The sequence below is a fragment of the Neobacillus novalis NBRC 102450 genome (assembly GCF_001591805.1).
Taxonomy (GTDB): domain Bacteria; phylum Bacillota; class Bacilli; order Bacillales; family Cytobacillaceae; genus Neobacillus; species Neobacillus novalis.
Genome location: NZ_BCVP01000010.1, coordinates 276,083 through 296,983, shown reverse-complemented (window position 1 = coordinate 296,983; position 20,901 = coordinate 276,083). Strand labels below are relative to the sequence as shown.

Below are 20,901 nucleotides of genomic sequence, written 5' to 3'. Positions count from 1 at the left end.
CAACAATCGGGCGAAATTCTGGAATAAAATTTTGCTTTTATTATTAACTTTTTATTGGAGAATTCTGCAAATTTATCAGCGAATCCACACCATTTATCAGCGAATAATGGATTTTATCAGCGAATCGAAAAATCTACCCTAACTATTTTTACAAAAATGAACAAAAAGACTGCCTCAAAATTTAGAGACAGCCTTTTCGCTTTTTACCCCAATTCCTTCGCCAGTGCACGCCCCGCCTGCCTTCCCGTAAACAAACAGCCTCCAACGAAAGTTCCTTCTAGTGAGCGATAGCCGTGAATCCCGCCTCCGCCAAACCCGGAAACTTCGCCGGCAGCGTATAGACCAGGAACCGGGTTTCCAGAGGAATCTAGCACTCTGCCGAATAAATCAGTTTGCAGCCCGCCAAGCGTTTTACGACTAACGATATTTAAACGAACAGCGATTAATGGCCCCATCTTTGGATCGAGAATTTTATGCGGTGAAGCCACTCTAATCAGTTTGTCGCCCAAATAATTCCGTGCGCCGCGCATCGCCGTTATCTGCAGGTCTTTCGTAAATTTATTATCAATCTCGCGATCCCTTGCAAGAATTTGCCGTTCAATCTCCTCAAGATTAAGTAAGTTCTCCCCGGTGAGCTTGTTCATCCCGGCAACTAGTTCCGGTAACGTGTTGGCGATAACAAAATCCTCACCTTTGTTCATAAATGCTTTTACCGGTGCTGTCGGGCCTGGCAGGACACGAGCCAACACCTTTTTAATACTCTTCCCAGTTAAATCAGGATTTTGCTCCGACCCTGATAAGGCAAATTCTTTTTCAATAATTTTTTGCGTTAATATGAACCAGGAATAATCATAACCAGTCTTCATGATTGCATCAAGGGTTCCTAATGTGTCGAAGCCTGGAAAGTTTGGTGCCGGAAAACGCTTTCCTTTTGCATCGAACCAAATGGATGAAGGTCCCGGAAGGATGCGAATCCCGTGCATCGGCCATACCGGTCCCCAATTTTTTATGCCTTCTGTATAGTGCCACATCCGATCACGATTGACGATTCGGCCGCCAGCTTGTTCTGTAATAGACAGCATTCTTCCATCAACATGCTCCGGCACCCCTGATATCATATTTTTCGGTGCAGCCCCGAGCCTTTCTGGCCAATGTTTTTTGATAAGTTCGTGGTTGCCGCCGATGCCGCCGCTTGTTACCATCACGGCTTGCGAGTGAAACTCAAAATCTCCAACCTTTTCACGAGAACTTGCTTCTCCCCGTGCGACTGAACTTGGAATCAGAATATCACCATTGACTCCGATTACGGCGCCATTTTCAGTGATTAATTTATTGACACGGTGCCTTGGACGATAGTCAACAAGACCATTTGCCATCGCTTTTCGGACTCTCTCCTCAAATGGCCGAACAAGGCCAGGTCCTGTTCCCCAAACAATATGAAATCGCGGTACGGAGTTACCATGGCCATCAGCAAGATTACCGCCACGCTCAGCCCAACCCACCACCGGAAAGAAACGGACGCCCATATTATATAACCATTCGCGTTTTTCACCGGCAGCAAAATTAACATATGCTTGCGCCCATTTTTTACCCCAATAATCCTCATCTTCTTCTCTGTCAAACGCTGCCGATCCTAACCAGTCCTGCCAGGCAAGCTCATGGGAATCCTTTATTCCCATTCTTCTTTGTTCGGGTGAATCGACTAGAAACAACCCACCGAACGACCACCAGGCCTGCCCGCCAAGAGAGGCTTCAGGTTCTTGATCTAAAAGGAGCACTTTCTTTCCCGCATCCGCAAGTTCAGCTGTTGCAACTAACCCTGCAAGCCCAGCCCCAACCACAATCACATCAAATCTCAAATTCTGTTCCTCCTTAATGGGTAAGTACGCATTTCACGAAATTCCAATATTCACAATTATAACACAATTTAATTTGTTGTTTTAAGCATTGAGTAAACACCTGTCTACCATATAAAAAACTACTAACAAATATTTTACCAATTTTAGTAAAGAATGATTTGAATAATATGTCACGTTGTGATATAGTCGCGATATGACATGTTTATGTGCGACATGATTTTAAAATCAAACTTGTGAGGTGATGATTTTGGAGATTGAAAAGGTCTTGAAAAAGTATATACCGATGACGGAAACGGCGTTTTATATTCTCCTTTCCTTAACCGAACCTCGCCATGGATACGGAATTGTTAAGCATGTTGAGGAAATCACTAACTCAAGGATTCAATTGGGATCGGGTACGGTGTACGGTACGTTGACAAAAATGCAGAAGGATGGGATTATCACTGTCTTCGCCGATGAGGAAAGAAAGACTGTTTATGAAGTAACTGAAATTGGAAAAAAATTAATCATCTCTGAAATTAATAGACTTAAAGAGCTGCATCAGAATGCGTTGAAATTCGAGGGGGATTTTTTATGATTAAAAAAGTAGTGAGACCATTCTGGAGCTATGATGTTCAAAAAACGGAAAAGTGGCTCTCGTCTATGGCTGAAAATGGTTATTTTTTAATAAAGATCAATCGAGTAACTCGGTGCTTTTTCTTTCTACAAGACGAACCTAAAAAGTTAACATACCGAATCGGGTTTGATAAAATGCAGGGGGAGTCACTTTCAAGAGGGTTATTAGCAGAGGGCTGGACAAAGGTTTTGCGGACTGGCCACTGGTTTGTAACGTCTATTGAAAAGCCGAGTGAGCAAATTAAGTCTTCCCCCGTTCGAGAAGGCATTATCAAACATAATCGAATTATCATGTATATTTTCGGCGGTATAGTTGGTTATTTTTCAATTGTGGCGATGTTTTTTCTGAGTATATTTGGAATGATGTTCATTTCTTCAGATTCTCAGGTTGAAGTGGTAGATAGCCCCTATTGGATTTTTACGTATTTGTATTTTGGTGCTGTAATAGCTATTTTCGTCCTTGCCCTTTATTCTATGATAAAAATTCATAGGACCAATAAAAATCTAATTAAAGAAAAGCCTAGAGATGACCTTCACTTTGGGACGCAGCCTGAGGGCAAACTTAGCAAAGCGGAAGAAAAGCAGTTGAAGCGTTCAGGACAGCTAATTGTGAAACGAAAGCTTGGCTGGATGTATGCTCCAGATAAGCTTGAGCAGTGGCTCGAGGAAATGGAAGAACAAGGATATAATCTCTATCGTGTCAGCAAGACAGGAACGGTCTTTCGTTTCTTAATAGGACGTCAGCGGAAGGTAAGCTATTGTGCGGATTACCAAAATATTGCTGATGAGAGTTACTTTGAGATGCAAAGAGAAGCAGGCTGGAAAAGCGTGTTTGCTTCCTTAGGATCGATCCAAAAATGGTCGCTATGGAGTCGTGAGTATAAAGAGGGGGAAGAGCGGCCGCAAATCTACAGCGAAAAAACCGATCAATTAAAACATGCAAGAAAAATTGCAATCGCTTATTCATGTCTTTTTCTTCCGTTAATTATTGCCTATCTATTAAATCTAGGCATAGGATTCGATTTGTTCATTCATAACCAAGTGGATAAATTGCGTATTATGACTTTGATTATCATGGTGATAGCTATCCTTTCATTTGGTTCTTACACGATCAGGACTTGGCTTTATTACTTTCGACTTAAAAAAACGGTATGACCATGATTTGTATCAAAAGATAGGACTACTACTAGTGACCTGCAATACTTATAAAAAAAATAAAAAAGCGGGGCGATGCGTATGCGGAGGATTTATTTTTTCATTTTTGTTCTCTTGCTTAGTTTACCGGTATTTAGTTCACGAGGTTTTGCGACAAGTTGGGTTTTGTTGGATCCACAGGAAGTTGTTGATCGAGCTGAAGTGATCGTACTTGGAAAATATGATTTTAGCAGTAATCCTGTTTCGGGGGAGATCCCATTTCACGGATTGGAATTTAAGGTTTCCAAGGTTATTAAAGGTCAAGATATACCTTCCACAATTATTGCTGGCATCGATGGTAACGATAATGGCTGGGTGGATGATTTCCAACAGCAGGGTGGAGAACTTCTTTTATTTTTAGAAAAAAAGGGTTCTAAGTTTCTTACCCCAGTGGCCGGACCCAACGGGATGATTCAAGTGAAAAATGGAAAAGTAGATGACCAGAGCGAAACCGTTCGAGCTTTTTATGAAAAGTACCTTCATGAGGAACAAGAAACGATAGTAAATACTGAGCACAAGGTAAAAGCAGTCACTGATGTAAATCAGCCAAGTGAGGAAAAAAATCAATCCAAGTTTTTACCTGCTATTATTTCAGCAGCTGCTGTATTATTGGTGTTAGGTGTAAGATATGCAAGAAGAAAACGCTAACGTGTTATTTGTTGTTCAACCGACGTGTAATAATTAACTGATGCAGAAAATAATTTAGATTAGGAGACTATGTCCATGAAAACAGAAAAAGAAAAAATGATAAACGGTGAACTTTATGTTGCTGGCGATCCCGAACTAGTAAAAGAGCGGGAGAATGCAAGAAGACTAACAAGATTGTTTAATTTTTCAACAGAAACTGAGGGAAGCGAACGGACAGAACTCCTAAAAGAACTCTTTGGTTCAACAGGAAAAAATTTATACATAGAGCCAACCTTTCGCTGTGATTACGGCTACAACATTCATGTCGGCGAAAACTTTTATGCCAACTTCAATTGTGTATTTTTAGACGTTTGTGAAATTCGGATAGGGAAGAATTGTATGGTTGCTCCGGGTGTTCATATTTATACAGCAGGCCATCCGTTGAACCCAGTAGAGAGAAATTCTGGCGTTGAGTTTGGTGCGCCCGTTCAAATTGGTGATAATGTTTGGATTGGCGGCGGAGCGATTATTAATCCTGGTGTTAAAATAGGTGATAATGTCGTCATTGCTTCAGGGGCGGTTGTCACAAAGGATGTACCCGATAATGTTGTCGTTGGCGGAAATCCAGCTAAAATAATAAAAAATATTGAGTTATAGTTTTTATTAAGACTTTCAAACAGTATAGATCACCCCGCAATGAAGAATAATATGTTCATACATTGAGGGGTGATTTTTTTGATGAAAAAAACAACTGCCATTATAGCTGGCCTATTCGTATCCGTTTGTTTATGTTCCATTGAAGCCAATGCTGACGAGCTGCCTAGACTTTCCCCTGATTGCATTGAAAATATGAAAAATCGAGATTTTAAATATAATAAAGCACTTATGAAAGATATTATTACCGGACTGGAATTAGACATAGATGATCGAAGCTTTATAGAGGTTACGGACAAGGGACTTGATGCTGCTAATCTTATCTATGGCGGGAAAGAAATCGATGAATATTATCAATCATTACATCAACATTTTATTGTCGCCTCTCGCGGAAAGCCGACATTGTTCATAAAACCATCTGAAGCCTATTTGCTATATAAACAGCCGGACAACACGAATGTCGCAGTGCATTTAAAACTATCTGATCTCAAATGGGAAGTGATTGAAAAGAAGAAGAAGGAAGGGAACGCTGTTAATTATATGCTGCTGAAATGTGAAAAGGAATATTTAAAGGAAAAGCAAGAATATAGTAATAAGGATTAATTCTGGAGGGAAATCAATGCCTGAATTTTGCCCAGTTCTTTGGCCGGAAGAGCCTACACCAGTGGACCAAATAAACTGCTGTAAATGCGGTCTCGACCAGCATGGTTCCCGAATGATCTGGGGTGAAGGCAACCCGAATGCACCGATTATGATTATTTTGGATAATCCCGGTGCACGAGAGGACCGTGAAGGGAACGCCATTGTATGTGGAACGAGACAAACGCTGCAACAGGCGGCTGTTGAAGTGGGCTTAACGATGGAAGATTTGTACGTGACGTTTATTTTAAAAAGAAAACCAGTACGCGCTTATAATAAAGAAAGAACTCGGCAAACGTGTATGATTCATCTTGAGCAGCAGCTTAAGGCTAAAGAACCAGAGTTAATTTTTTGCTTAGGAAATGTTGCGGTTCAATCCTTTTTCCAAGATTATGAGGCAGAAGTGAAGGCACTTCGAGGCGCCATCCATCAAGTGAAAGGGTACCCAACAGCGGTAGGTTACCACCCTTTGGCTGTCAGGCGCCGGCCAAATCTTTGGTCAACATTTGTGGAGGATTGGAAATTAGTTGCTAAACATTACCAAAATCAACTAACATAGAATACAAAAGGAAAAGCGATACTTGTTCGACTAAAGTATCGCTTTTAAGATTAGGGTAAGGAGTGCAACATGATTAAAGCAGTAATATTTGATTTAGATGGCACTTTATTAAATCGAGATGCTTCCGTCCAAAAATTTATCGGTGACCAATATGAGCGCATGAAAAATTGGCTCGGGCATATTCCAAAAGAATTATATACATTCAGATTTATAGAATTAGATTCTCGTGGATACGTCTGGAAAGATAAGGTGTATCAGCAATTAATCGCTGAACTTAACATTAAGGGGATTACATGGGAAGTGCTGCTTCAAGATTATTTGCTAGAATTTAAGAATTATTGTGTACCCTTTCCCAATTTAATCAGCATGTTAGAAGCATTAAAGGAGAAATCCATACTCTTAGGGGTTATTACAAATGGAAGGGGACAGTTCCAATTAGACAATATTGTTGCCTTGCGCATTGAAAAATATTTTGAAACAATCCTTATTTCCGAATGGGAGGGCATGAAAAAGCCTAATCACGAAATATTTGATAATGCGCTAAAGCAACTCAATGTATTAGCAAATGAAAGTGTTTATGTTGGTGATCATCCCGAAAATGACATAAAAGCAGCCAGAAGAGTTGGAATGAAAACAATTTGGAAAAAGGATATCTATTGGAATGATGTTAAAGCCGATTTTATTATTGAAGATTTAAGTGAGATTCCGTTAATAATAGAAAAACTGAAAGGAGAAGGGGATAGCCGCATGATAAAAAAGTTTGATCTTCAAAATATGGACAAAGTCAGGGCACTGTTTGATTTGCAAAGGGTCTCCTATCTCATCGAAGCCAAATTAATCAATTTTTTCGATATCCCACCGTTGAAAGAGTCTATGGAGGAACTGATGGAGAGTAAGGAAACCTTCTATGGATATTTTGAGGGAGATGAATTGGCTGGAGCTATTTCTTATACAATCGATGATCGCGAGCTCACGATTTGCCGGATGGTTGTTCATCCCAAGCATTTTCGTAAGGGAATTGCTCAAGCATTATTAACCTTTATCGAGAAAGAACATCCGGATTTACTAGTTTTTAAAGTTTCGACAGGTAAGAATAATACACCTGCCAAGAACTTATATTTGCGTAATGGATTTAAATTGGTTCTTGACATGGAGGTTGTTCCAGGTTTATTGATAAGTAACTTTGAAAAAAGAGGGGAATAAATCATGAAAACTGTAAAAGAGACTCCAACATTCACGCACAAACAATTAGCCATAAATTGTTTTAATGCGTCATGGGATTTATTGGATAATACTGAAAGGTCATCTGAAGAGGCAGAAGAAATGATTAATCTAGCGCATACTTCGTTTTGGCATTGGACAAAGGTTGTAGATCACACATCGCAAAATCTCTCGATTGGGTATTGGCAATTATCAAGGGTTTATGCTGTTGCGGAATTGGGGGAACGAGCATTATATTACGGAGATCGTTGTTTAGAAGTTAGCTTGGCAAACGAAATTGAACCATTTTATATTGGCTATGCCTATGAAGCACTGTGTCGAGCAAATGCTCTTTTAGAAAAAAATGATCTAGCAAAGGAACAATATAACTTCGCTATGGAATATGCACAACTGGTTAAGGTCGAAAAATCAAAAGAAAGTTTAATAAAAGATTTAGATTCGATTTGGGATAATCGATAAAACTTAGGTATTAAAATTAGAAATACTTTTACTCATACCGAAAATTAAAGGAGAAGTCCTCATGAAGGCGATGGTATACGATAAGTACGGAACGACTGATGTTCTTACTCTCAAAGAAGTAGAAATACCTACTCCACAGGATAATGAAGTATTGGTAAAGGTCCATGCTGTTTCTGTGAATTCTTGGGACTGGGATCTCCTAAGAGGTAAACCATTCCTGGCTCGAATGGGAGGTATGCTAAAACCAAAATATAAGATACTTGGAGCAGACATAGCAGGACGGGTTGAAGCGATTGGCAGAAATGTTAAACACCTTCAACAAGAAGACGAGGTATTCGGGGATATTTCTTGGTGTGGCTGGGGTGGATTTGCGGAGTATGTATGTATACATGAAGAAGCATTGTCAATAAAACCAGCTAGTATGACATTTGAACAAGCAGCGGCAATTCCACAAGCTGCTGTCCTCGCCTTGCAGGGACTTCGCAATAAAGGACAGCTTCAGGAGGGTCAAACGGTTTTAATTAATGGTGCCGGTGGAGGTGTGGGCACGTTTGCGCTGCAGATTGCCAAATTACATGGTGCTGAAGTAACTTGTGTGGACAGCGCGATTAAGCTGGATATGTTAAAGTCGCTGGGCGCAGACCATGTTATTGATTACACTCAAGAAGATTTCAGCCAAAATGGACTGTTTTATGATCTCATTCTTGATGTTGTAGGAACTCGGTCAATCTTCGATTACAAGCGTTCATTAAATCCAAAGGGCAAATATGTTATGGTTGGAGGCTCTTTATCTCTAATTTTCCAATTATTGTTACTGGGACCCTTGATTTCTAAAACTGAAAGAAAAAATATGGCTATCCTAGTTCATAAACCAAACAAAGATGATCAAAATATTTTAAAAAATCTTTTTGTTTCAGGTAAACTAGCACCTGTTATCGATAGACGATATTCGTTAAGTCAGGTGGAAGAAGCTATTCGGTATCTTGGAGAAGGACACGTAAAGGGGAAGGTTGTTATCAGTGTGGAGTAGTGGGATAAATCCAACTACTCCTGATTATTATACTAGCAAGTTTGTATCAAACTCTTGGATTGACTTCCTATTTTCGTCATATCTTTCACTGAACTTTCCACCTGTAAATTTAGAAATCGTACTTCTCCAAAAAGCCTGTGCAGGATAGTTCTTTTCAATTTGGGTAACAAACCACTTACCAGGAAATAAGGTGAATATTTCGTAGGCAGCCATTTTTCCATAGCCTTTACCGGCATATTTTCGGACAATAAAGAATTCTAGTATCGCGTTCGGCTCGATGTCTGTAGCACTTTCAATAAGGGCAAAACCAATTAGCTCGTCTTCCTTTTTAATGAAAAAGGGGTGCAGGTTAGGGCTTCTCCAGTAGTCTGTTAAATCAAATGGCTTGTATGATCCATTCGATTCTAAAGCAATGGTTGGTATGTACTGGCTAAATTCATAAATGTAAAATTGGATAAGGTTATGAAGGATATCCTCTTCTTCCGTTAATACTTTTACAAGTTTTATCATATTATTCTCCAATCTACTAAAATAGTAAGTAACAAAATTTCGTCAGTTTCCTTTATTTTATCATTTTTAGAAGAAATTTGTTAACTGGAAAATAGAAAAAACAATATTGTGAGGGATCCAAATTGGACGAGTCTAAATTCTATGCCTTGTGTTTACAGGGGGATGTGACGGCTGCTTATGAGTATCTTCAGTCACTGCCAAATAAAAATAGAAAATATGAGCAACTGGAAATGAAGTATTATCACCGTTTTTTTGGAGGAAAGCCAAATTTTAGATTTAAAACGGACGACCCTTGGATTAGAAAAGTTTTATTGGCTTATAATCAATACTTTCTTTCGGTTTTAACGCGAAAGAGTGTTATAGATGCAGAAACTCGGTTAGTCCATGAGCTAAGGCTATTAATTTCAGATAAAGTTTTAATCGACAGCCTTGATTTAATTGAGGAAAAATTAGAAGAAATTTTTAAAGAAAAAGGATATCAGTTTTTAGGCGGCGTGACGTCTCCATTCAGAGGGCCATATATTTGGCGAACGACGGATAAAAAGGAATTTAGGGTTGAATTACCTCATCAAACACAGGATGTTACGGTTTACTTCTTGAGGGATTTCATCATGCAAAGCTGGATTCATTTTGCAACATTCGGCGAAAAATTTGCCGGTGGCTGGGCGAAAGAAGACGGTCTTTATTATGTAGATGAACGGCCTAAGAAAAAAAGGGTAACAATTGAAAGCAGCGAGTTTCAAGTGAGTTATTTAAAGCATGAAGCGCAGCATCTCAGTGATTATGGATGCTTCCCCAATCTGCCCGCAAAAGATTTGGAATACCGAGCCAAACTGGTTGAACTAATTTACGAACCGAAGCCGTATAGATTACTAAAGAAATTTTTTTATGAGGCAAAAAAAGACCCGAATTACCCGCACCCATACTCATCCTATGTATTAATGACTAAATTGTCTCAATTAGCTTTTGGAAAAGACGTGATTCCCAGCCTCGATCAATGGAAGTCTGTGGATTCTGTCAGGATTCAAAATTGGGCTTGGACTTTATATGATGAACATACAGGGAAGCTTGAAACAAACGAAATCATTACAGAAGGAATCATATAGCGCACGTTGAAGAATAGCGATAGCAACAGATTGTCTAAAAATGTTCTCTTGAACAAATGTATTATAAGGGCTACAGTAGAATGGTAGAACGATAAAGAAGGTGACAATCTTGGAAAAACGATATTTTACGATTGGCATGGCGGGACATATTGACCATGGGAAAACCTCATTAACAAAAGCACTCACAAATATTGATACAGATCGTTTAAAAGAGGAAAAAGAGCGGCAAATCTCGATTGAACTCGGATTTGCGCCATTATATGAAGATGATGAAATCCAAATTTCCGTCATTGATGTTCCGGGGCATGAACGCTTTATCAGGCAAATGATTGCCGGAGTGGCCGGAATTGACCTCGTTGTCCTTGTCGTCGCCGCGGATGAGGGCGTGATGCCGCAGACGAGAGAACATCTTGATATTTTAAAATTCTTAGGTGTGAAAAATGGTTTGGTGGCGATTTCGAAAATTGACAGGGTTGACGAGGAATTTATTGAGCTTGTCAATGATGATATTTTTGAAGAGCTAGCAGGCACCGTGTTTGAGGATGCTCCATTTGTTCTTGTCGATAGCCTATCAAATAAAGGAATCGACAAAATAAAAGAATTAATTATTAAAACATTAAAGGACCAAGAAATGCGGGATGTTAAAGGGGCATTCCGGCTGCCAATCGACCAAGTGTTTACTGTTAAAGGTCAAGGGACGGTTGTTCGTGGGACTGTGTATGAAGGTTCCGTTGAGGAAGGGCAAGCACTAAAAATCATGCCAAGAGGGCTCGAGGTGAGAGCGAGGCAGATTCAGGTGCACCATAAACCTTCGGTAAAGGCATATGCCGGTCAGCGGACCGCGATAAACCTTTCAAATGTTTCCAAGGAAGACTTGGAACGCGGTGATGTCCTCGTTTCATCTGAGCATTTTATTGTAACAAAAACTTTAGATGTAGCCATTCGGATGGTTGAAGACCTTGAACATCTGGTGAAGCAAAGGATGCCGATCAAGCTTCATATCGGAACGGCAGAGGTAATGGGCAGGATTGTTTTCTTTGATCGCAATGAAATTAAGGAAGAAAATGGCGAGATTCTTTGTCAGCTCCGGCTTGAGGAGGAAATTCTCACGAAACGCGGCGACCGCTTTATTTTACGGAGGCCAAGCCCGCAAGAGACGATTGGCGGCGGCTGGGTAATCGATCCACGCGGAAATAAATATCGCTTCGGAAACCAAACAATTGAGGAACTTGAAAAGAAAAAAGCAGGCACACCGAAAGAACGAATCACGGCTGCTTTAATAGAAGCGAAGAGCCTACCGCTTAATGAGTTGATTAAGCGGACAGCATTGGATGAAGCAACATTAACCGAACATTTGGGTGATCCCGAATTTGTTTTATATAATGGAAAAGAATATACGTTTCAATTGTTAATCGATTCTTTAGAAGAAGATATTTTTGATCGCCTGCAGGATTATCATCTTTCTCATTCAATGAAACCGGGGGTAAATAAAGCGGAACTTTTGCAAACGATGCAAAAAAGATTTCCTAAATCCCTGCTTGATTATGTCGTTGAATATGGAATAACGAATGGTATTTTTAAGCGAAAAGAACAATTTGTTTCCTTGTCAGGTTTTATTCCCAATGTGCCGAAAAGCTGGGCCAAGCGAACCGAAAACATGCTTAAGGAATTGAAACGAGACGGCTTAAAGGTTCGCTATTTAAAGGATTATTTTACAGGAGCTGGCATTCCTGAGAGTTTAGAGTTTGACCTAAAGAGATTTCTAGCAGACCAACAGCTACTCGTGCAGTTAGATGATCAGTTTGCCTATCACGGGGAAGTGTTCGGAGAAGCAGTCGATAAACTGCGGAGCCAAACAGGAACTGAGTTCGAAGTCGGAGATGCGAAGGATGTACTTGCATTATCGCGGAAATACATGATTCCCTTTTTAGAGAGATTGGATGCAAAAGGATTTACCAAAAGAGTAGAAAACAAACGTGTTTGGAAAATGTAAAAAAGCCTCACTCCTAAAATCGGAGTGAAGGCTTTTTTCTTAGGATAGGAATTCAGCAGGGTTCAGTCCAAGTTCGTGGCAAATGTCTGCTACCATTTGTTTTTCATTATTGTCAAAATTTCCATCGGCGTAACCGATTGCGATACAATAGCGGGCAACTAGCCGGGCGATCTCTGGCTTTGTTCTAATTTTTCCAAGTGCCCGAAATGCTTCCGCACGGCCCATCATGCGGTCATTCTCAATTCTTGAAACGAACAAGTTAAACTTTTGAATGACTTTATTGGTATCAAAAACGCGTAACTCCTCACTTTGATGAACAAATTCCATCATTTTTTGCCGTTCGGAAGCGTCTAAGTAACCATCCGCCATTGCCACTAGGGCACAGCCCGCAACCACTGCCTCGAGGACGTCCTGGCTTTTGTATCGATTGAACACATCTTGAGCTTTCCGCTTTTGATTGTTTGCCCATTCCGCATAATCCGTTTGCGAAGGGGACCAGGTGTTTCCGCAGCTGTTACAAGTAAGTTTTAGCTGGTTTTGCCCGATAAAACCGCCAAGCAGTCCGACAGGCCCAAGGATTAAACCTCCAATGGCCGCTTTGCCAAGACCGAATCCTTTTTTCCCCGTTCGAACATTCGAGGAATGGCAGCGCGGACAAATAATGTCATCACCGCCATATGCCTGACGTGAGCCGGAAGTGGATGGATAGGCCGACTGCGTCGGATACCCATAGGCAGGCTGCTGGTATGAATTTTGGCCAGGCTGGTTTTGCTGGTAGGGATTATAGCTATTTTGATTCTGCTGGTAAGGGCTAACGTTATTTTGATTCTGCTGGTAATGATTAAGATTGTTTGGCAGCTGCTGATAAGAATGATTAGGTTGCTGGTACGGATTACTTGGTTGATAGTCATTAGTATTCCTTTGACTCTGCTGGTAATTTGACTGCTGGGAAGGGGGCGTAGCCGGTGCGCTCACTGGCGGGTCGTCAACTGTAACACCAAAGTTGCGGCAAAGTGCGGCTAATCCCCCTTGAAAGCCACTGGCAATCGCATTAAATTTCCATTCTCCGTTATGACGGTAAACTTCGGCAGCAACAATTGCTGTTTCAACAGTAAAATCTCTTCCAAGGTTAAATCTTAATAATTCTTCATTGGTTACATCATCAAAAATACGCACGTAGGAATCGGCCACTTGTCCGAAATTTTGCCGTTTCACCTGTGCATCGTGAATCGTAATCGTAAAGGCAATCCGATGGATGTGAGCTGGTACCTTGTTTAAATCAATTCTTATTTGTTCATCATCGCGCACACCTGAACCAATCCGGTTGTCGCCGCTATAAATAACCGAGCCATTTCCACCTGAAGGATTATTATAGAAAACAAAGTCCTGGTCGCTTTGTACCATTCCAGTTTGGCCTATTAAAAAGGCCGACGCGTCCAAATCAAAATTAGAACCTAAATGACTAACATTCCAGCCCAGCCCGACACCAACATTCTTCAGGCCAGGGTGAGATTTGGTCAAATCAACTTTTTGCCCCTTGCTAAGCGAAACACCCACAAATTTCCACTCCTTATCGAATATTGTCCATATGTACATTATAATTCTATTTTTTGAAAAAGAGAAAAACTTCTTACCGGTTTGTCTTCGGAGAGTCCAATTTTCTACTATAAATATACGGGAATGAAGGCGAGAAGTTTCAAAAAATTACACTTAAAAACTAACATGAGTTTCAACTCCAAACCCATGCATGGAATTGTATTTTAAATGAGTATTGCACCAACATAATAAAGGCGGTGTGAGCAGAGCTCGGCTTTACCTATTCAAAGTACGAAATGTATATTTTCACTTCGACTGATTATACTGATTCGTTTATGCGACGCTCCGCCCCTTTTCCACAGAGATAAAATGCAGGACTATTATACCACTTAATATAGAATTTTAAAAATAATTTGAATAAAACGAAATGTTATTTTATAATAGTAAGATAAATTGAAATAAATAGGAGAAAGGAAATCGTCTATGAAACTATATATTTCTGTTGACATGGAAGGAATAACGGGTCTAGTTGATCATACTCACGTTGATTCCAATAAACTTAATTATGAACGAAGCAGGATCATCATGACAGATGAGGCGAATCATGTGATCACTGCCGCTTTTGATGAAGGCTGTGAGGAAGTCGTTGTTAATGATAGCCACTCGAAAATGAATAACCTTTTAATTGAAAGGCTTCATGCGGATACACAGCTCATTACTGGTGATGTAAAACCATTTTCAATGGTTCAAGGGTTAGATGGATCTTATACGGGTGCCATGTTTGTTGGTTACCATGCCCGTGCATCCTTACCGGGAGTTATGTCCCATTCGATGATTTATGGTGTACGCAATATGTACATAAATGATATTGCTGTTGGTGAGTTAGGATTTAATGCCTTTGTCGCAGGTTATTTTGATGTACCTGTTATTATGGTCGCAGGGGATGATCGTGCGGCAAATGAGGCAGAGCAGATCATTCCAAATATTACTACGGCGATTGTGAAAGAAACGATCTCTCGGTCTGCGGCAAAATCGTTAACACCGGTAAAAGCTGGACAGCTCCTCCGCGAAAAAACGGCCCTTGCGATAAAAAATAACGGAAAAGTGAAACCGCTTACTCCGCCGGACCGTCCATTATTAGGAATAGAGTTTGCCAATTACGGACAAGCAGAGTGGGCAAATTTAATGCCGGGAACAGAGATTATCCCTGGTACAACCACGGTTCGTTTTCAAGCCAAAAATATTTTGGAAGCGTACCAGGCCATGCTCGTAATGACTGAATTAGCGATGCGAACAACATTCTGTTAGAAAGGGGGTCAAGCATGAAAGCTTACTTTTTTAAACGATTGATTGCCATGTTCATCACTTTATGGCTGATCATTACCGGGACATTTTTCTTAATGCATTCGGTACCGGGTTCACCCTTTAATGAAGAGAGGACGACAAATGAGGCAATTCAAAAAAATCTTGAAGCCTATTATCAGCTCGATAAACCTTTAATCGTTCAATACGGAAATTATTTAAAGGCATTGGTCAAGTTTGACCTCGGACCTTCGATTAAAAAATCATCCCAGACAGTCAATGACATGCTGGGAAGAGGATTTCCGGTTTCGTTTGAACTAGGTATGTATACGTTGATTGTAGCGCTTATTTCTGGACTTATTCTAGGTGTGGTCGCCGCTCTGAGACATAACGGAATCATTGATTATCTAGCAATGAGTATAGCAGTCCTTGGGATTTCGATTCCGAACTTTGTCATGGCAACCGTGTTAATTCAACAGTTGGCTGTTAATCTGCCAATCTTCCCAGTAGCAACGTGGTCCAGCCCCCAACACATGGTATTGCCGATATTGGCGTTGGCAACAGGACCCATGGCGATTATCGCCCGCTTAACCCGAACAAGCATGCTTGAAGTTTTAACCCAGGACTACATAAAGACGGCAAAAGCCAAAGGACTTTCACCGGTCAAAATTGTCTTTAAGCATGCGCTCCGTAATGCCCTTTTACCGGTGGTAACTGTGCTAGGGTCATTAGCGGCAAGTATCTTAACCGGGACATTTGTTATTGAAAAAATCTTTGCCATCCCTGGTATGGGGAAATATTTTGTTGATAGCATTAATAATCGTGATTATCCAGTCATCATGGGGACAACCGTATTTTATAGTGCGATTTTGATCTTTATGCTTTTATTAGTCGATATTGCTTATGGGGTATTAGACCCAAGAATTAAGCTACATAAGAAGGAGGCGAAATAAATGGAACTGCGGAAGCAGGAAGCACAAAATATTTCGCCGGATGTTCCAAATGAATGGTTTGTTCCAAAAGTTCGAAACAAACAAGAAGCTGAAGCTGTTGTAAGGCCCAGTCTTTCGTACTGGCAGGATTCGTGGCACAGGCTTTTAAAAAACAAATTGGCAATGGCAGGACTCATCTTCTTACTCTTTTTAGCATTATTGGCTATTTTCGGTCCGATTTTTTCAAGCCATACGGTTGAGTCACAAAAACTAGCGGAGCAAAATTTACCGCCATCAAGCAAATATTGGTTTGGAACAGATGATCTCGGGCGCGATGTATTTATCCGCACCTGTTATGGGGCCCGTATCTCTTTATTTGTCGGCTTAATGGCTGCGCTCATTGATTTTATTATTGGTGTAGTATATGGAGGACTTTCCGGCTATAAAGGCGGCCGTACAGATAACCTAATGATGAGATTTGTTGAGATATTATATGGACTTCCCTATTTACTTGTCGTCATTCTAGTAATGGTTGTCATTGGCCCAGGTCTAACCACTATTATTCTAGCACTCTCAATTACGGGATGGGTGGGGATGGCGCGGATTGTCCGTGGACAGGTCCTGCAAATTAAAAACTATGAATTCGTGCTTGCATCGAAAACATTTGGGACGAAAACAGCACGGATTATTCGGAAAAATCTATTGCCAAACACAATGGGACCGATTATCGTCCAAATGACGCTGACGATTCCATCTGCTATTTTTGCTGAAGCGTTTTTGAGTTTCATTGGTCTGGGAATCCAAGCACCACATGCCAGCTGGGGTGTAATGGCGAATGATGGTTTGTCTACGATTCTATCAGGATACTGGTGGCGCTTGTTCTTCCCAACGATGTTTATTTCGTTAACAATGTTTGCATTTAATGTATTAGGTGATGGACTTCAGGACGCCCTAGATCCGAAGTTGAGGAGGTAACAGCATGGAAAAAGTTCTTCAGGTTAAAGACCTTCACGTTTCCTTTTCAACTTACGGCGGTGAAGTGAAAGCCGTTCGCGGGGTCAGTTTTGACCTCCATAAAGGGGAAACATTAGCGATTGTCGGGGAATCCGGCTGCGGAAAAAGTGTCACTTCACAAAGCATTATGAGACTTATTCCTGAACCCCCTGGTAAAATTCGCGGCGGAGAAATTATTTTCAAAAATATGGATTTAATTAAATTGAAAGAACCGGAGCTGCGGAAAATTCGCGGGGCCAATATTTCGATGATCTTCCAGGACCCAATGACGGCACTCAATCCGACGATTACCATTGGAGAGCAAATTATGGAAGGGATTATCCAGCATGAGAAACTAACGAGGGCTCAGGCGAAAAGAGTAGCGGTTGAGATGCTGACGCTCGTTGGGATTCCGAACCCGGAAATACGGCTAAAGCAGTATCCCCATCAGTTTAGTGGGGGAATGCGCCAGCGGATTGTGATTGCGATGGCGCTAGTGTGCCGGCCTGATGTATTAATTGCCGATGAACCGACAACTGCTCTTGATGTCACGATTCAAGCGCAAATTTTGGAGCTGTTTCGTGATATTCAAAAGAAGACAGGGGTTTCGATTATATTAATTACCCATGATTTGGGAGTGGTCGCCCAGGTGGCTGACCGGATTGCGGTCATGTATGCCGGCAGAATTGTTGAATTAGGCACAAGGCGGGAGATTTTTTATAAGCCGCAGCACCCATATACTAAGGGATTGCTTCAGTCTGTACCGCGCCTTGATGCGGAAAAGGGAGAGCTTGTTCCCATCCCTGGGACACCCCCCGATTTATTTTCACCGCCTGTAGGATGTGCCTTTGCGGCACGCTGTCCTTATGCAATGGAGGTTTGTGATAGGGTTTATCCGTTTAAAACGCATTTAAGCGAGCAGCACCAGGTAGATTGCTGGCTGCAGGACGAACGGGCAAAGAAATTGGTTTCAAGCTTTAAATAACATAATAAATTGAACGAGGGGGAAAAAGATGAAAAAGCTTACTGTTTTGTTAGTCGCCGTGATGATGATGTTTGCTTTAGCCGCTTGTACAGCAAACAAGGACGCTGGTAGCGAAAAGAAAGATGATGGAAAAGGAAAGTCAGAAGAAAAAAAGGTAGAAAAGGTTCTAAACTTGAATAATGGCCAAGAGCCAACATCGTTTGACCCGCCAATCGGCTTTGATGCTGTTTCATGGAATTCGTTAAACAATCTTATGGAAGGTCTTACGCGCTTAGATGAAACACATCAGCCAAAAGAGGCAACAGCTGAAAAATGGGATGTTTCCGCTGATGGCAAAACGTATACATTCCATATCCGTGACAATGCAAAATGGTCTAACGGCGATGATGTAACGGCTGACGATTTTGTCTTTGCCTGGAAGCGTTTATTGGATCCGAATACAAGTTCACCGGCAGCCTTTTTAGCTTACTTTATTGAAGGCGGCGAGGCTTATAATACCGGAGCAGGTTCTGCAGATGATGTAAAGGTAAAAGCAGTGGATAAAAAGACCTTTGAAGTAACACTAATCAGTCCGCAGGCTTATTTCTTAAGTGTTATTTCTAATCCTTGCTTCTTCCCGATAAATGAAAAAGTAGCCAAAGAAAATCCAAAATGGTTTGCCGAAGCCAACACATTTGTGGCAAATGGTCCATATAAATTAGCAGAATGGAACCATGATAGTGATTTTACTATGGTCAAGAATGATAAATATTGGGATACAAAAAATGTGAAAATCGATAAAGTACATTGGGCAATGGTAGACGATCCAACAACTGAATACCAAATGTATACAACAGGTGAGCTGGATACATCTGATGTCCCATCAGAGATGGCAGAAAAGCTGTTTAAAGATGGAGACGTAAAGGTTGAAGACCAAGCCGGCGAATATTTCTATCGTTTTAACGTCACAAAGGCACCTTTCCAAAATGAGAATATCCGTAAGGCATTCGCCCTTGCTGTTGACCAGAAGCAAATGGTTGAACTCGTTACAAAAAATCAAGAAAAGCCTGCATACGGCTTTGTCTCTTACGGATTTAAAGATCCTGAAGGTAATGACTTCCGTGAAAAGAGCGGTGATCTGATCAAAACAGATGTAGCGAAAGCGAAAGAACTTTTGAAAAAAGGGATGGAAGAGGAAAAGTACACGAAGCTTCCAGAAGTAACTTTAACCTATAGCACTAGTGATCAGCACAAGAAAATTGCTGAGGCCCTGCAGCAAATGTTTAAAGAAAATTTAGGTGTGGACGTGAAGCTTGCCAATATGGAAAGCAGTGTGTTTGCAACCGATCAAAAAGCGTTAAAATTCCAGTTCTCACGGAGCTCGTTCCTTGCAGACTATGCTGATCCAATCAACTTCCTCGAAAACTTTATTACTGGCTCGCCGATGAACCGTACAGGTTGGAGCAACAAAGAATTTGACCAATTGATTAAAGATGCAAAGCTTGAAAAAGACGAAAAGAAACGTTATGAAATGATGTATAAAGCCGAGAAAATTTTACTCGACGCAGCTCCAATTGTTCCAATTCACTTCTACAACCAAGTGTATTTACAAAATAAAAATGTAACAGGCATTGTCCGACATCCAGTTGGTTACTTAGAGCTAAAAGGCGCAGATAAAAAATAAAAAGAAAAGCGGAAGCGCTGGAGCTAGAAAAACTGGGAAAAGGGATGTTCGCTTGAACATCCCTTTTCTTAAAACCTGGAAGGGGGTTATCCTTATGAAGATTGTAAAGCCAAATCGGCTGCAAAAGGGAGATACTGTTGGCGTCATTGCCCCAGCAAGCCCGCCAAACCTTGAAAATCTCGAAAGAGGCATTGAGTATTTGCAAGGGCTAGGGTTAAAGGTCAAAAAGGGAAGAAGTGTTAATGAAACTTATGGCTATTTAGCTGGTACAGATCAAGAAAGACTTGATGATCTCCATGAGATGTTTTTAGATAAAGAGGTAAAGGCAATCATTTGTGCCTGCGGGGGATACGGAGCTGGTCGAATTGCCTTAGGGATTGACTATGAAATCATAAAAAAAAATCCAAAAATATTTTGGGGCTATAGTGACATTACTTTTTTACATACTGCTTTTCGGCAAGAAACAGGGCTGATTACCTTTCATGGCCCTATGCTGGGATCTGATATCGGGAAGGAAAATACACACGCATTATCACGGGATGGATTTTTGCAATTGTTTCATCCAGAAGCGTTGTCCTATACCGAGCAGCTCTCTCCATTAGAGGTGGTAGTTGCTGGTACAGCGAGCGGTTCGCTCATAGGCGGCAACCTGTCACTGTTAGTAAGTACGCTCGGCACGAAATTTGAAATAGATACAAAAGGAAAACTTTTGTTTATCGAAGATATCAATGAAGAGCCGCGTTCAGTAGACCGGATGCTTAATCAGCTTTATATGGCTGGGAAGCTTGATGAAGCAAGCGGGATTTTGGTAGGAGATTTTTGTGATTGTACATCGAAAAGGGAGCTATCATTAACGCTTGATGAGGTAATCAATCATTATCTCGAGCGTGCAAACAAGCCTGCTTTAAAGGGATTCCAAATCGGTCACTGTAATCCGCATATTTCTATACCACTTGGCGTGAATGCGACGATGAATACGATGGAAAAAACCCTAATTGTCGAAAGCGGCATTTTGTAAAGGAGT

At 40.9% G+C, this 20,901-nt stretch carries 20 protein-coding genes and 1 pseudogene; 18 read left to right on the top strand and 3 right to left on the bottom strand.

What is annotated here, in order from left to right:
• Positions 1 to 203 precede the first annotated feature (203 nt).
• A complete protein-coding gene (locus BANVL01_RS09355) occupies positions 204 to 1,859 on the bottom strand; it encodes an FAD-binding dehydrogenase (RefSeq protein WP_066085819.1) in 1,656 nt (551 codons plus the stop codon).
• A gap of 241 nt (positions 1,860 to 2,100) precedes the next feature.
• On the opposite strand from BANVL01_RS09355, the gene BANVL01_RS09350 reads away from it, so the two are divergent.
• From BANVL01_RS09350 to BANVL01_RS09310, 10 genes and pseudogenes are all read left to right on the top strand, one after another.
• A complete protein-coding gene (locus BANVL01_RS09350) occupies positions 2,101 to 2,436 on the top strand; it encodes a PadR family transcriptional regulator (RefSeq protein WP_425311808.1) in 336 nt (111 codons plus the stop codon).
• Positions 2,433 to 3,629, top strand: a complete 1,197-nt coding sequence (locus tag BANVL01_RS09345) for a DUF2812 domain-containing protein (RefSeq protein ID WP_066085826.1) — start codon at positions 2,433 to 2,435, stop codon at positions 3,627 to 3,629. The genes BANVL01_RS09350 and BANVL01_RS09345 overlap by 4 nt, the downstream gene beginning before the upstream one ends.
• An 81-nt stretch (positions 3,630 to 3,710) precedes the next feature.
• Positions 3,711 to 4,316 carry a hypothetical protein gene (locus BANVL01_RS09340; RefSeq protein WP_066085827.1) on the top strand — a complete coding sequence of 202 codons (606 nt, stop codon included), beginning with the start codon at positions 3,711 to 3,713 and terminating at the stop codon, positions 4,314 to 4,316.
• A 75-nt stretch (positions 4,317 to 4,391) separates the two neighbouring features.
• Positions 4,392 to 4,952, top strand: coding sequence for a sugar O-acetyltransferase (locus BANVL01_RS09335; protein WP_066085831.1), 561 nt, complete (start codon positions 4,392 to 4,394; stop codon positions 4,950 to 4,952).
• 81 nt (positions 4,953 to 5,033) lie between these two features.
• Positions 5,034 to 5,552, top strand: a complete 519-nt coding sequence (locus BANVL01_RS09330) for a hypothetical protein (protein ID WP_066085833.1) — start codon at positions 5,034 to 5,036, stop codon at positions 5,550 to 5,552.
• Between the two features lie 16 nt (positions 5,553 to 5,568).
• A complete protein-coding gene (locus BANVL01_RS09325) occupies positions 5,569 to 6,147 on the top strand; it encodes a uracil-DNA glycosylase (RefSeq protein ID WP_066085839.1) in 579 nt (192 codons plus the stop codon).
• 69 nt (positions 6,148 to 6,216) lie between these two features.
• Positions 6,217 to 6,873, top strand: a pseudogene (locus tag BANVL01_RS28195) (HAD family hydrolase); the annotation flags it as partial.
• A 21-nt stretch (positions 6,874 to 6,894) separates the two neighbouring features.
• Entirely contained in the window at positions 6,895 to 7,350 is a 456-nt protein-coding gene (locus BANVL01_RS28190; RefSeq protein ID WP_169803161.1) for a GNAT family N-acetyltransferase, read from the top strand.
• Between the two features lie 3 nt (positions 7,351 to 7,353).
• Positions 7,354 to 7,827, top strand: a complete 474-nt coding sequence (locus BANVL01_RS09315) for a hypothetical protein (protein ID WP_066085846.1) — start codon at positions 7,354 to 7,356, stop codon at positions 7,825 to 7,827.
• A 61-nt stretch (positions 7,828 to 7,888) separates the two neighbouring features.
• Complete coding sequence (locus BANVL01_RS09310) at positions 7,889 to 8,857, top strand: NAD(P)-dependent alcohol dehydrogenase (protein WP_066085849.1); 969 nt, start codon at positions 7,889 to 7,891, stop codon at positions 8,855 to 8,857.
• Positions 8,858 to 8,884: 27 nt separating this feature from the next.
• Here BANVL01_RS09310 and BANVL01_RS09305 read toward each other — a convergent pair whose 3' ends face one another.
• The gene (locus tag BANVL01_RS09305; RefSeq protein ID WP_066085851.1) at positions 8,885 to 9,367 is read right to left on the bottom strand and encodes a GNAT family N-acetyltransferase; all 483 of its coding nucleotides are present in this window, start codon (positions 9,365 to 9,367) and stop codon (positions 8,885 to 8,887) included.
• A 122-nt stretch (positions 9,368 to 9,489) separates the two neighbouring features.
• On the opposite strand from BANVL01_RS09305, the gene BANVL01_RS09300 reads away from it, so the two are divergent.
• Complete coding sequence (locus BANVL01_RS09300; RefSeq protein WP_156482237.1) at positions 9,490 to 10,473, top strand: hypothetical protein; 984 nt, start codon at positions 9,490 to 9,492, stop codon at positions 10,471 to 10,473.
• A gap of 109 nt (positions 10,474 to 10,582) precedes the next feature.
• Complete coding sequence (gene selB, locus BANVL01_RS09295; RefSeq protein WP_082804928.1) at positions 10,583 to 12,466, top strand: selenocysteine-specific translation elongation factor; 1,884 nt, start codon at positions 10,583 to 10,585, stop codon at positions 12,464 to 12,466.
• A 39-nt stretch (positions 12,467 to 12,505) separates the two neighbouring features.
• Here selB and BANVL01_RS09290 read toward each other — a convergent pair whose 3' ends face one another.
• Positions 12,506 to 14,023: a TerD family protein gene (locus BANVL01_RS09290; RefSeq protein ID WP_066085857.1), complete on the bottom strand. Its 1,518-nt coding sequence runs from the start codon at positions 14,021 to 14,023 to the stop codon at positions 12,506 to 12,508.
• Between the two features lie 462 nt (positions 14,024 to 14,485).
• Here BANVL01_RS09290 and dppA point away from each other — a divergent pair, with 462 nt between their 5' ends.
• From dppA to BANVL01_RS09260, 6 genes are all read left to right on the top strand, one after another.
• The gene (gene dppA / locus BANVL01_RS09285) at positions 14,486 to 15,310 is read left to right on the top strand and encodes a D-aminopeptidase DppA (RefSeq protein WP_066085860.1); all 825 of its coding nucleotides are present in this window, start codon (positions 14,486 to 14,488) and stop codon (positions 15,308 to 15,310) included.
• A 14-nt stretch (positions 15,311 to 15,324) separates the two neighbouring features.
• On the top strand, positions 15,325 to 16,257 hold the full coding sequence (locus tag BANVL01_RS09280; RefSeq protein ID WP_066085863.1) for an ABC transporter permease: 933 nt from the start codon (positions 15,325 to 15,327) through the stop codon (positions 16,255 to 16,257).
• Positions 16,258 to 17,211 carry an ABC transporter permease gene (locus BANVL01_RS09275; RefSeq protein WP_066085866.1) on the top strand — a complete coding sequence of 318 codons (954 nt, stop codon included), beginning with the start codon at positions 16,258 to 16,260 and terminating at the stop codon, positions 17,209 to 17,211.
• Positions 17,212 to 17,215: 4 nt separating this feature from the next.
• Positions 17,216 to 18,214: an ABC transporter ATP-binding protein gene (locus tag BANVL01_RS09270; protein WP_066085868.1), complete on the top strand. Its 999-nt coding sequence runs from the start codon at positions 17,216 to 17,218 to the stop codon at positions 18,212 to 18,214.
• A 28-nt stretch (positions 18,215 to 18,242) separates the two neighbouring features.
• Positions 18,243 to 19,877, top strand: a complete 1,635-nt coding sequence (locus tag BANVL01_RS09265; RefSeq protein WP_066085874.1) for a peptide ABC transporter substrate-binding protein — start codon at positions 18,243 to 18,245, stop codon at positions 19,875 to 19,877.
• A gap of 94 nt (positions 19,878 to 19,971) precedes the next feature.
• Positions 19,972 to 20,895 carry a S66 peptidase family protein gene (locus tag BANVL01_RS09260; protein ID WP_066085878.1) on the top strand — a complete coding sequence of 308 codons (924 nt, stop codon included), beginning with the start codon at positions 19,972 to 19,974 and terminating at the stop codon, positions 20,893 to 20,895.
• Positions 20,896 to 20,901: the final 6 nt, after the last annotated feature.

What these genes read in the sequence shown, in the direction of transcription:
- BANVL01_RS09350 (WP_425311808.1), top strand. Translation starts at nt 2,101, where the DNA reads ATGATTTTGGAGATTGAAAAGGTCTTGAAAAAGTATATACCGATGACG.
- BANVL01_RS09345 (WP_066085826.1), top strand. Translation starts at nt 2,433, where the DNA reads ATGATTAAAAAAGTAGTGAGACCATTCTGGAGCTATGATGTTCAAAAA.
- BANVL01_RS09340 (WP_066085827.1), top strand. Translation starts at nt 3,711, where the DNA reads ATGCGGAGGATTTATTTTTTCATTTTTGTTCTCTTGCTTAGTTTACCG.
- BANVL01_RS09335 (WP_066085831.1), top strand. Translation starts at nt 4,392, where the DNA reads ATGAAAACAGAAAAAGAAAAAATGATAAACGGTGAACTTTATGTTGCT.
- BANVL01_RS09330 (WP_066085833.1), top strand. Translation starts at nt 5,034, where the DNA reads ATGAAAAAAACAACTGCCATTATAGCTGGCCTATTCGTATCCGTTTGT.
- BANVL01_RS09325 (WP_066085839.1), top strand. Translation starts at nt 5,569, where the DNA reads ATGCCTGAATTTTGCCCAGTTCTTTGGCCGGAAGAGCCTACACCAGTG.
- BANVL01_RS28190 (WP_169803161.1), top strand. Translation starts at nt 6,895, where the DNA reads ATGATAAAAAAGTTTGATCTTCAAAATATGGACAAAGTCAGGGCACTG.
- BANVL01_RS09315 (WP_066085846.1), top strand. Translation starts at nt 7,354, where the DNA reads ATGAAAACTGTAAAAGAGACTCCAACATTCACGCACAAACAATTAGCC.
- BANVL01_RS09310 (WP_066085849.1), top strand. Translation starts at nt 7,889, where the DNA reads ATGAAGGCGATGGTATACGATAAGTACGGAACGACTGATGTTCTTACT.
- BANVL01_RS09305 (WP_066085851.1), bottom strand. Translation starts at nt 9,367, where the DNA reads ATGATAAAACTTGTAAAAGTATTAACGGAAGAAGAGGATATCCTTCAT.
- dppA (WP_066085860.1), top strand. Translation starts at nt 14,486, where the DNA reads ATGAAACTATATATTTCTGTTGACATGGAAGGAATAACGGGTCTAGTT.
- BANVL01_RS09280 (WP_066085863.1), top strand. Translation starts at nt 15,325, where the DNA reads ATGAAAGCTTACTTTTTTAAACGATTGATTGCCATGTTCATCACTTTA.
- BANVL01_RS09275 (WP_066085866.1), top strand. Translation starts at nt 16,258, where the DNA reads ATGGAACTGCGGAAGCAGGAAGCACAAAATATTTCGCCGGATGTTCCA.
- BANVL01_RS09270 (WP_066085868.1), top strand. Translation starts at nt 17,216, where the DNA reads ATGGAAAAAGTTCTTCAGGTTAAAGACCTTCACGTTTCCTTTTCAACT.
- BANVL01_RS09265 (WP_066085874.1), top strand. Translation starts at nt 18,243, where the DNA reads ATGAAAAAGCTTACTGTTTTGTTAGTCGCCGTGATGATGATGTTTGCT.
- BANVL01_RS09260 (WP_066085878.1), top strand. Translation starts at nt 19,972, where the DNA reads ATGAAGATTGTAAAGCCAAATCGGCTGCAAAAGGGAGATACTGTTGGC.